This window comes from Phenylobacterium sp., from assembly GCF_031412415.1.
Lineage (GTDB): Bacteria > Pseudomonadota > Alphaproteobacteria > Caulobacterales > Caulobacteraceae > Phenylobacterium.
In genome coordinates this window covers 1-4722 of the sequence record NZ_JANOCX010000319.1, presented here as the reverse complement: position 1 = coordinate 4722, position 4722 = coordinate 1, and the positions used below count along the sequence as shown (strand labels likewise).

The following is a 4722-nucleotide window of genomic DNA, read 5'->3' as shown; positions in this document are numbered from 1 at the left end:
ACGCCTTTCAGCACGTGGGTCATGGTCAGATGCTCGCCCTCGCGGCGCCAATCGACGGCGGCGAACCGCTTCACGACCTTGGTCGTCGGATTGGTGTCCTGACGCCGATCGCTCGCGGGGCCGGTGATGTCGCCAACGATGAGGTCGACGCGGACGACCTGAGGCGAGCGGCCGCCATGGTTGGGGCCGGCAGGGTCACGCAGCCGGATCGTCACCGTCACGTCCTGGCCTGGCTCGACCCCGAGCGACCCGCCGATACCGGCCTTGCGCGCCCCGGCGCGCGCGGTGATCTCGAGCTCGGAGATCAGGTCGCCCGTGGTCACGAACACCCGGCCGTTCCTCAGGCCGTCCAGAATATCGCCATAGGATTTCGCCGCCAGGACATAGGTCTTGGAGTATTCCCCCGGCCAGAAGTCGTTGCCGCCGTCCCGGAAGTTGCGGTGCGAGTCCGAGGTCGAGGTCACCCACCAGCGCCGGCCCTCGCCCAGCATGGAGTCCCAGAAGCCGCCAAGCCGGGCGGTCATCTGGTCGAAGCCGCCCAGGGTCGGGGCGTTTCTGTAGCCGCCCCGCGCACCCGTCGGGTCGGGCGAGCCATCCGGGTTGAGCCCACTGGCCTGATGTCCCGGCGCGCCCTCCATCCCCACCGCCACCTTGGGCGCGGTGTCGTTCCAGTCGCGGAACTCGGAAGGCGTATACAGTCCATAGCCCCCGAGCGTCGCGGCCGACCGCGACGGATGGTTGGCGATCACCACCGGCGGGCTCTCCAGGCGCTTCATATAGGTAAGCGCCTCGATCATCTTGGGCTCGGTGTCGCGGGCCGGGTCACGCGGGAAGGCGTCGCGCTTGGAAAAACGCCCTTCCAGGTCCCGCAGGGCGTCGCGCTCCTGGTCGGTGCGCGGAACAATCAGGCTGCTGTGATCGCCGCCCGGCGTGTCGAACTCCATGCCGTAGAACTGCAGCACCTCTGCCACCTCGGCGCGGGATCGGACCAGTTCCGGATAGGCCTCGTCATAGTTCAGCTTTGAGTGATTGGGCCCGCCATGGTCGGTGGAGACCATCCAGGACAGGCCATGCTTGCGCGCCATCTCGGCGTTGGTGGGAATGGCGTAGCGGCCGTCCGCGCCCAGGACCGGCGCGGGCGGCTGGGCCGGATCGGCGCCTTCCCTGTAGTCGGCGCTGAAGCGGCTGTGGATGTGGTGGTCACCCGCCAGCCACCGCCGGTCCTTGGGCGAGACCGCGGCGGCGTCCGCCGGCGGCGGCGCCCCGGCGTGCAGGCCGTGGGCCTGCGCCGAGGTCGCCGCGAGGACCAGGGGCAGGACCCACAGGACTTGACGTTTCATAGCCTTGGACCGTTCGATCAGAAGTTGACGCGCACGCCCATGATGTAGCGGCGGCCGAAGGTTTCATGCTCGATCGGATGGCCGGGGTCGGCGCCATAGCGGCGGCCCGCGTCGTTGGTGAGGTTCACCGCGTCGAAGAACCACTCGTAGTGCTCGTTGAAGCTGTAGCGGATCGAGAGGTCGAGTTCTTCGTCGTCGTCCCAGTAGACGTCGCCGTTGGTGACCGGGACCACGGCCCCGTTCAGCACCTGGTACTCGCCGACCGACTGGCCCCACTCGGTGCGGAACTGGTAGGCCAGTCGCGCCGAGAGACCGTACTTCTCGTAGTAGATCGAGGCGTTGTAGACGAGGTCCGACGACCCGGTCAGCGGGATTTTGCGTTCCGGCACCGTGCCGGCCCGCGGCACCGTGACCTCGGAGTCATTGAGCGTGATATTGCCCTGGAACCCGAAACCGCCCACCCAATCGGGCAAGCCCATGCGCTCGGTGTAGCTTTCGATCGATTGCGAGTAGGCCACTTCCAGGCCCCGGATATAGCCGTCGCCGCCGTTGCGCAGCGTTGTCAGGGTATAGCCCGACCGGTCGACGCCGCCCGAGTTGAGCAGCGGGCTTCCGAATACGTCGGCCGCCGAGAACAGCACATCCTTCAGGTCCTTGTAGTAGACCCCAAACGAGAAGTAGCCGCGCGGCTGCATGTACCACTCGAAATAGGCGTCGACCCCGATGGCTTTTTCAGGCCCCGCGTCCGGATTGCCGCCGGAGATCGTCTGGGTCGAGTCGTTGAAGCTGAAGTTCGGCCGCAGCTCGTCATAGTCGGGTCGTGACGCGCCGGTGGTCACGCCGACGCGAACCTTCATCTCGTCGTTCAGGTCCCAGTTGATGTGCGCGCTGGGGAACACCAGGACGTCGTCGTTCTCGGCGGTGATGATCTGGCGAACGCCGCCCAGGGTCACGAAGGCCTCCCCGGTGTTCTCGGTCCGCTCGACGCGGACCCCGGCGACGATATTGCCCCAGTCACGCTCCAGCGTGCCCATGGCGTAGCCGGAGAGGATCTTTTCCTGGACGCGATAGTAGTTGGAGCTGGTGTCCTGCAGTCGCAGCACGCCCGCCCTCAAGAGTTCGCCGGCGAAGTTGTCCAGGGCGCTCTTGGAGAAGTAGTCGAAATCGTAGCCCAGGGCGATGTCGCCCTGGAACGGCTTGTTGTTGCGGATCATGTCGAAGGTGAAGGCACGCCCGGCGGCGGTGAGCTGGGCCGACGTCGCGCTGTAAGTCTTTTCCTCATGCTTCTTGGTGCGAACCGAGTAGAGGCCGCCGAACTTGACGCTGAAGGGACTGCCCATCAGCTCCAGATCGCGGCCCGCGTCGAACTTGCCGGTATAGGCGAAGGTCGGATCGCCCGCGTCGGTGGTGGAGATCGCCGTGCCGGTCGGAACGATCGGGAAGGCGTCGATGGAGAACTCTCGCGCGCCCCTGGAGCGAACCGTGCCGGTCAGGATCGTGCGGTAGAGCCGGACGGTGTGATTGTCGTCGTCGGTGAAGTCGTACTCCACGGTCGGGCGGTCGGTCAGCGTCGCCGGACTGGCGAAGTTGCTGCGCGAAGGCGCGTTCTGGCCGTCCTCGGTCTGGGTGTAGTTCAGGCGCCAGGACAGGTCCCAGCCGCTGAAATTGTGCTCGCCGCCCAGGGTGTTGGTCCAGGTGTATTCCGATGACTCCAGCGAGTTGAAGTTCGGGGTCAGCTGGACGCCGTAGACGATGCCCTTATCGGGCGTGTTGCCGTTGCAAACGTCGGCGAAGCCGCTGGTGGTCTGGGGCGCCGGGACCGCCGGACAGGCCCCCGTCGCCGTCGTCGCGCCATTGTCGAACCGGAAAATGTAGTTGCTGCGCAGCTCTTCGTCTTGATAGTCGGTGTAGATCGAGCTGGCGAAGACCTGATTATTGTCGTCGAACTGGTACTCGAGCTTGGCCGAGCCGCCAATATTGGCGCGCGTCAGGCGATAGAGCTTGTTCTCGTACTCCCGCGCCCAGCGGCGCGTCTCGGAACCCGGTCGGGCGTCGCGGCCGGCGCCGGCCGTCTGCCACGGGTCGGTCTCGAAATTGTCGGTCACCATGTTGCGGGTGTACTTCGAGGCCTGCAGGACCAAGCCCAGCTTGTCGTCCAGGAAGCGGTTCGAGAACAGCAGGCTGAGGTCGGTCTCCTCACCGCCGCCAAGGGCCACATAGCCCGCCGCCGCCTTGGCCGCGAAGTGCATGCCGGGGAAGTCGAAGGCGCTGCGGGTGATGATGTTGACGTTACCGGCCACCGTGTCGCCCGGCATGTCGGGCGTGACCGCCTTGCTGACGACGATCTGGCTGGCCAGGGCCGAGGGGATGTTGTCGAAGCGCGAGGCCCGGCCCTCCGGGCTCACCACGGAGAGGCCATCGAAGGACAGTGTCGTCCAGTTGATCTTGGCGCCGCGCAGGTTGACGTAGCGCGCCTGGCCCTGATCGCGCTCGATGGCGACGCCCGAGAGCCGGCCGATGGCGAAGGCGATGTTCTGGTCGGGAAGCCGGCCCACGGAGTCGGCGGCGATGACGCTGACCAGCGACGGGGATTCCCTTTGGATCTGGAGCGCCGCGGCTTCGGACTCGGCGATCGGCCGGCCGATCACCACCAGTTCGCCCACCTCCGCGCCTTCGGCGCCCACGGCGTCCTGGGCCAGGGCCGGTGATCCCAGCAGAACCCCGCCCGCCGCGACGGACGCCATCAGCAGGGCTCGCAGCCCGCTCATCTCGATAGCCATTGTCATTCCCCACCCAGACCTGACTGGCGGTCTAGTGAGGGCCTGTGGCGCCGAGGCGACACCTTTGAGACGGATCGATAATGCGACCCCGAATCGTCCAGCCGGGAGCGTCGCAGGCGCCCGGCGGTGCCGAATCGACACACCGGGCGCCGGTTTCCTAGGCGCCTCGGCCGCATGCGCGGCCGAGGTCGAGGGCTTGAGCCCCGAGAAGGCCACGCGACCGACGAGCTGGAACACCGGGCCAGCTTCCTCGGTCTCGACCTCGTACTCGTCGAAGTCGCGCGCACGCTGGTCGGCGAACGTCGTGAACTTGTTGAAGACCTCGTCCTTGGAGGCGTTCAGCAGATTGCCGCCGGTCAGGCGCAGGACGAAATTCTTCCCGAAGCGCTTTTCGACGAACACTTCCAGATCGGCGCCGTAGGAGGTGGTGACCTCCTCGCCGACGATGCGGCCGAAGGCGTCGCCCTGCTTGCGGTAGGTGGCCCCGAAGGCCGCGCCCCAGGTTGGGATGTCGTGGATGAAGCCGACGTTGAACACATAGTCCGACTGGTCGTTGAAGCGCCGCGAGCCGAAGTCGTCGTCGATGTCGCTGTCGAGCCACG

2 protein-coding genes are annotated in these 4722 nt (G+C 66.5%); both read right to left on the bottom strand.

Features of this window, described 5'->3' with window-relative positions:
• Window positions 1–1340: phosphoesterase (locus RMO04_RS15630; protein ID WP_309645698.1), on the bottom strand; the 1340-nt coding region annotated here is incomplete at its 3' end.
• A 17-nt stretch (window positions 1341–1357) separates the two neighbouring features.
• A partial coding sequence (locus RMO04_RS15625) for a TonB-dependent receptor (RefSeq protein ID WP_309645697.1) occupies window positions 1358–4722 on the bottom strand: 3365 nt, incomplete at its 5' end.